Source organism: Rahnella perminowiae, assembly GCF_019049755.1.
GTDB lineage: Bacteria > Pseudomonadota > Gammaproteobacteria > Enterobacterales > Enterobacteriaceae > Rahnella > Rahnella perminowiae.
The window spans coordinates 1-5,086 of sequence record NZ_JAFMOS010000328.1 but is presented as its reverse complement, the minus strand read 5'-3'; the positions used below and the strand labels follow the sequence as shown (position 1 = coordinate 5,086).

The 5,086-nt window shown below is 51.7% G+C and carries 3 protein-coding genes and 1 other RNA gene; 1 reads left to right on the top strand and 3 read right to left on the bottom strand.

Annotated features, from left to right (window positions below):
* Window positions 1-240: 240 nt before the first annotated feature.
* Window positions 241-323, top strand: a non-coding RNA gene (locus J1785_RS03405) — RtT sRNA.
* A gap of 202 nt (window positions 324-525) precedes the next feature.
* Here the strand turns inward: J1785_RS03405 and J1785_RS03400 are convergent.
* From J1785_RS03400 to J1785_RS03390, 3 genes are all read right to left on the bottom strand, one after another.
* Window positions 526-3,183, bottom strand: coding sequence for a glycoside hydrolase family 78 protein (locus J1785_RS03400; RefSeq protein ID WP_217218808.1), 2,658 nt, complete (start codon window positions 3,181-3,183; stop codon window positions 526-528).
* Between the two features lie 46 nt (window positions 3,184-3,229).
* Window positions 3,230-4,528 carry an MFS transporter gene (locus tag J1785_RS03395; protein ID WP_217159416.1) on the bottom strand — a complete coding sequence of 433 codons (1,299 nt, stop codon included), beginning with the start codon at window positions 4,526-4,528 and terminating at the stop codon, window positions 3,230-3,232.
* A gap of 109 nt (window positions 4,529-4,637) precedes the next feature.
* The coding region (locus tag J1785_RS03390) for a helix-turn-helix domain-containing protein (RefSeq protein ID WP_217218807.1) at window positions 4,638-5,086 on the bottom strand (449 nt) is incomplete at its 5' end.

The window sequence follows — 5,086 nt, the reverse complement described above, 5'->3', positions numbered from 1 at the left end:
TTTTTGAACTGCCCGCTACCGCTTGCGGGCTATGTTTCAGGGACCGCAGTGACAGGCTTGAAATCTTGCCGCTGCGCGGTGCCCTCCCATCGGGTTACAACCCGCGCAAAATACCGCGCGGTTTTCCACCTCTCGTCCGGCGTGATTTTGGAACCGGCCTCTGGCTTCTACTGCGCAACTTAACTGATTGTGGTTTTAAAAAAGCTGAAGGCAATTCAGAAATCTTGCTGAACGGAGCGGCTTCGAGACCTGTGGCTCGGGTCGAGCTATGCGAGACAACGTCACGAAGTGACGGCCCGAAGGGCGAGGCCACAGGCCGAGTAACACCGAGAGAAGGCACCGCGCAGCGGCAAGATTTCAAGCCTGTCACTGCGGTACCTGAAACATAGCCAGCAAGCGGTAGCGGGCAGTTAAAAAAGCGCGGAGTCCAGAGGCCCGCGCGTTACCGGGTCTCTGGTCGGTGTGGGCCGACGCCCACGGTCTTGACCTTGAAGCCCGTTTGGGTGGCAACCCAATGTCTTGACCTTAAACTAACCGGTACTCGATCCGATATTCCCCCGAACCCACCTCAGCGGTATATCCGTCAGCACAGCGCACAAAATCAATCCCGTCCGCCTCCTGCACAGATTGACCGTCCGTCAGGACCACGGTGGCGGAGGTATTCGCCGGAACAGTGACGTTAAGGAACACGGTCTGACCGCTCACTTCCCAGCGCACACCGATTGCACCGTAAATGGACTGATAGCGGGTATCCAGCCAGCTCAGGCCGCCGCCGGTCTGTGGTCTGATGATGGCGTGTTTGAAACCCGGCTGCTCTTCATCGGCTTCAATCCCGGCCGCCACCCGGTAGAGCCATTCGCCCACCGCGCCGTAAGCATAGTGATTGAAGGAGTTCATATCCGCGCTCCACATGCTGCCGTCCGGTTTGATGCCGTCCCAGTGTTCCCAGACCGTGGTGGCACCGGCTTTCACCTGGTACAGCCATGACGGAAAATCATCTTTCAGCAGTAAACTCCACGCCTCTTTGTTCCGGCCATTCTGGCTGAGTGCGTGACAGAAATATGGCGTGCCGACGAAGCCGGTGACTAAATGCCCGTCGTGTTCATTAAGCAGTTCTACCAGCGTATCGGTGGTGCGCTGACGGAACGCATCAGGAACCAGATTAAAGTACAGGGCCAGAATATGTGCGGTTTGCGTTCTGGCCGCCAGACGGCCGGATGGAGTGAAGAATTCCTCCTGAAAACGCCTGACAATGGCCTGATGTAAGGCATCGTAATGCTGATAGTCTTCAGTGCGGTTCAGCGCTTTCGCCGCTTTGGCGAACAATTGCGTGGAATACGCATAATACGCCGTGCACGTCAGGTCATCGGGCGTGGCACCGAAATAACTGCCCTCTTTGGCATCCAGCGCCACCCAATCGCCAAACTGTAATTTGTAATGCCAGAGGTGGTTTTCAGCATGCGCGGTCATGAAATCTATCCAGCCTTTCATGCTGGCGTACTGGTTTTCCAGCACCCGCGTATCGCCATACATCAGGTACATCGTCCACGGGTTGATCACTGCGGCATCCGCCCAGGCCGATGCGGAATGGGTTCCGCCTTCGGACAGCAGCCGGTCTTTGCCACAATAGCCGGTCAGGATATCCGGGACAACGTGCGGCACACCGCCCTCAGACGTCTGATCATAACGAAGATCGGTCAGCCATTTGGCGAAAAAATTACGGGTTTGCATCAGGTAACTCGCGGTACGGCAAAAAATCTGCGCATCGCCCGTCCAGCCCAGCCGCTCGTCGCGTTGCGGGCAGTCCGTCGGCACATCAACAAAATTACCTTTCAGCCCCCAAAGGATATTGTGATGTAGCTGATTCAGCGCCGGGTCTGAGCAGGCGAAATGCCCGGTCTGTTCCATCGAGGAGTGCAAAACAATGGCGGTGAAGTTATTCAGATCCAGCGGCGCCGGATATTGCTCAACTTTCACAAAGCGGAAACCTTGCCAGGTAAAGTGCGGATGCCAGGTCTCTTCGGCCTCGCCTTTGAGCACATACTCGGTTCGCTGTCTGGCAGTGCGCAGATTATCCAGATACACATTACCCTGCGCATCGAGCACCTCAAAGTGTCGCAATACCACTTTATCACCCGCCTTGCCGCTGGCCCTGAACGCAACCCAGCCACTGAGATTCTGGCCAAAATCAATAACAGTGTCGCCCTGCGGCGTCGTGATCAGCGCAACAGGCTTAATTTCTCCCATTTTTCTGACCGTGTTACTTCCCTGCGCCACCAGCGTGGATTTTTCATGCGCCACCACGCTGACGGGCCGCCAGCCATCTTCTGCGAAACCCTGCGCACACCAGCCGGGAGTTTCCCGGCGTGCATCGTAAATTTCACCGTCATAGATTTCTGAAAACAGAATGGCTGAATCGTATCCTTTCCAGCTTTCATCACTGACCACAATTTCACGTGAGCCATCTTTATAATTAATCATCAGCTGAGAAATAAGCGCGCTCCGTTCACCATAATAATTACGATGACGGCTGAAACCCATGTCACCTTTGTACCAGCCTGCACCTAAAATGGCACCCAGGACATTTTCACCTTTTTTCAGATGACCGGTTACCTCGTAAGTCTGATAAAGTAAATGGTTGTGATAACTCGTCCAACCCGGTGTCAGGCTATCTTCTCCGACTTTACAACCGTTGAGATGGCATTCATAAAGCCCGAGCGCACTGACATGAATAAAAGCCGACTGAATATCTGCTGCCCGGTTCAGAACAAAAGATTTCCGTAACAGTGTCGCCCTGGAATTATCTTTATCTGCCGGCGTTTCGACGGTGATGAAATCAGCCAGCCATTCACGGGGATAAAGCACGCCGGAAATCATCTCCGCAGGCGAACTCCAGGCACTGGTGTCGCCATAATTATCACGGATCTGCACCCGGATAAAATAATGCTGTGAAGAGATGAGAGTGAATTCATTCAGGGTGACATTATTAGAATATTCGCTGTCCTGCCATTCGCCCCGAAACAGGATTTTATCAAAACCCTGATCCTGGCTAATTTGGATCCGGTAAGCGGTTTGCCGGACATTTCTGTTATGGCTTGCAATTTCCCAGCCTAATACCGGAAATTCCTGCACACCGTACAATGCTGATTCCTGATTTAATGTAAGTCTGATCACTGTGAGCATATTCCTGAGTCCTCATGTAATATTGCCTGAGCGGTAAAATAAACCACTAGATTTGCTTGATAACGGATGCCGGATATTCAGATGCCGTTTCTTTAGTCACCGTACCGGCCTCGCTGTTGAATTCATTCCGTTGTTTGCCATGGAAACAGATCCAGCCGATCAACAAACCGGAAGCCACCGTAGCGGATAAAAGGGTATACAACACCAGCGGACCGGCATCGAGCAGCAGAGGCGTAATAAATGCCAGTACACCGCATAACAACCGGGAAATAGCGACGATAATACCTTGCGCAGTAGAGCGGAGCATGGTCGGGAAAGATTCCTGCGACCAGACTTTCATTATCCCTTCAAATGCCAGGCCGCTGCCTATGGCAGTAAAAAATAAGCAGCAGAACCAGGATGCGGGAGAAAATTTAAATAATACCGGCAGGAAGAATCCCCCCGCAAAACAACATGCCCCCAGAATAAATACCGGGATGCGTTTTGGTGTATCGACAAAACGCATAAACATGATCCCGGCAAATACACCGACCGGCATAGTCAGCAGGTTCCACAGTGAATGTTGCCCGACGGAAATACCCACGACATTCACCGCAATATACGTGCCAAACTGACCGCCGGTATTCGCGGCCAGATTGGTAAAGGCATAGAACAGACACAGCGCTACAAAAGGCCACAGGTATTTCCCGTGAATAAGATCCTTAAACGAGGCTTTCTGCGCACGTACCGTGACAATCCCTGCACGCCGTTCGTTTCGGGCAATCAGCCACAATGGAGACTCCGGAATTGTCCAGCGCAACGCCAGCAAAATCACGGCCACAGCGCAGACATGCAGATACATAATCTGCGCACCCGGACGCCCCCAGCCGCCGACGATGGCTGAAATCGCCATGGTTGTACCAATCCCCAAAAACCACAGTAAATTCGACAGTCCGATAATTTTCCCGCGATTTTTATCCGTTGCGGCTTCGGCAATGGTCGCCAGAGATACCGGCAAGTCTGCGCCGGTAGCCAGCCCGACCAGCAATGTGCCGGTCAGCAGCACCGGAAAGGTATTACCGAAAGCCAGCAACAGCGTACCCATAATGATCATCGCCATAGTGGCGATAAAGACTTTGCGTCTGCCATAACAATCCCCCAGCCTGCCGCCCAGAAAAGCACCCAGTGCAATACTCAGCGTTAATATGCCGGAAAGTATGCCGATCTGAGCCGATGTTGTTCCTATTGCTTTCTGATAAATAACCAGGGCCGTTCCGTTTGAAACAATTGCGGCAGAATCAATATATGATGCCATGCCGGAAACCACCCCGACGTACCAGGGATTAGGTTGTTTAATGGTTGACATAATCATGTCCTTCAGAGGTAACGGTGAAAAAAATAATTCGTGAGCTGTCCTTAACACCTGCTGTTATTATGATTCCCTATTAGACGTTTCTTGTTTATGACGGTTATTATTAATAGTGCGCTTTAAGGACACTATTACTGACTCTCATTCGTTCCTGAGAGGGGGTTCTGTGAAATTGTTTTTTATAGGCCTCCGTCAGGCGTGATGTGGTGGAAAAACCGCACCGGGTAGCAATTTTGCCGACAGTTAAATCGGAGGTGCGTAATAACTCCTGGGTTTTTAATAAACGGTAACGCAACTGAAATTTTTCGGGCGTAAAGCCGGTCATTTCTTTGATAAATCTGAACATGGTTCTTTTTGCCACACCACTTTCCTCACACAAATAATCCCAGTTAATACTGCACGCGTAATTTTCGCGTAAATAATTCAGCAGATGTCGCTTGCCGGATTCTGTCGGACTGGCCCGGCATTCCCTGCGGGTGGCACATTGGTACAGCATGACTATCATCGATAAGAGATAAGATTCTGAAGCAGCAAAGTAGGCGTTATCATAACGGG

Excerpts from the sequence above, each read along its gene's own strand:
- J1785_RS03395 (WP_217159416.1), bottom strand. The coding sequence starts at position 4,528 with ATGTCAACCATTAAACAACCTAATCCCTGGTACGTCGGGGTGGTTTCC.
- J1785_RS03400 (WP_217218808.1), bottom strand. The coding sequence starts at position 3,183 with ATGCTCACAGTGATCAGACTTACATTAAATCAGGAATCAGCATTGTAC.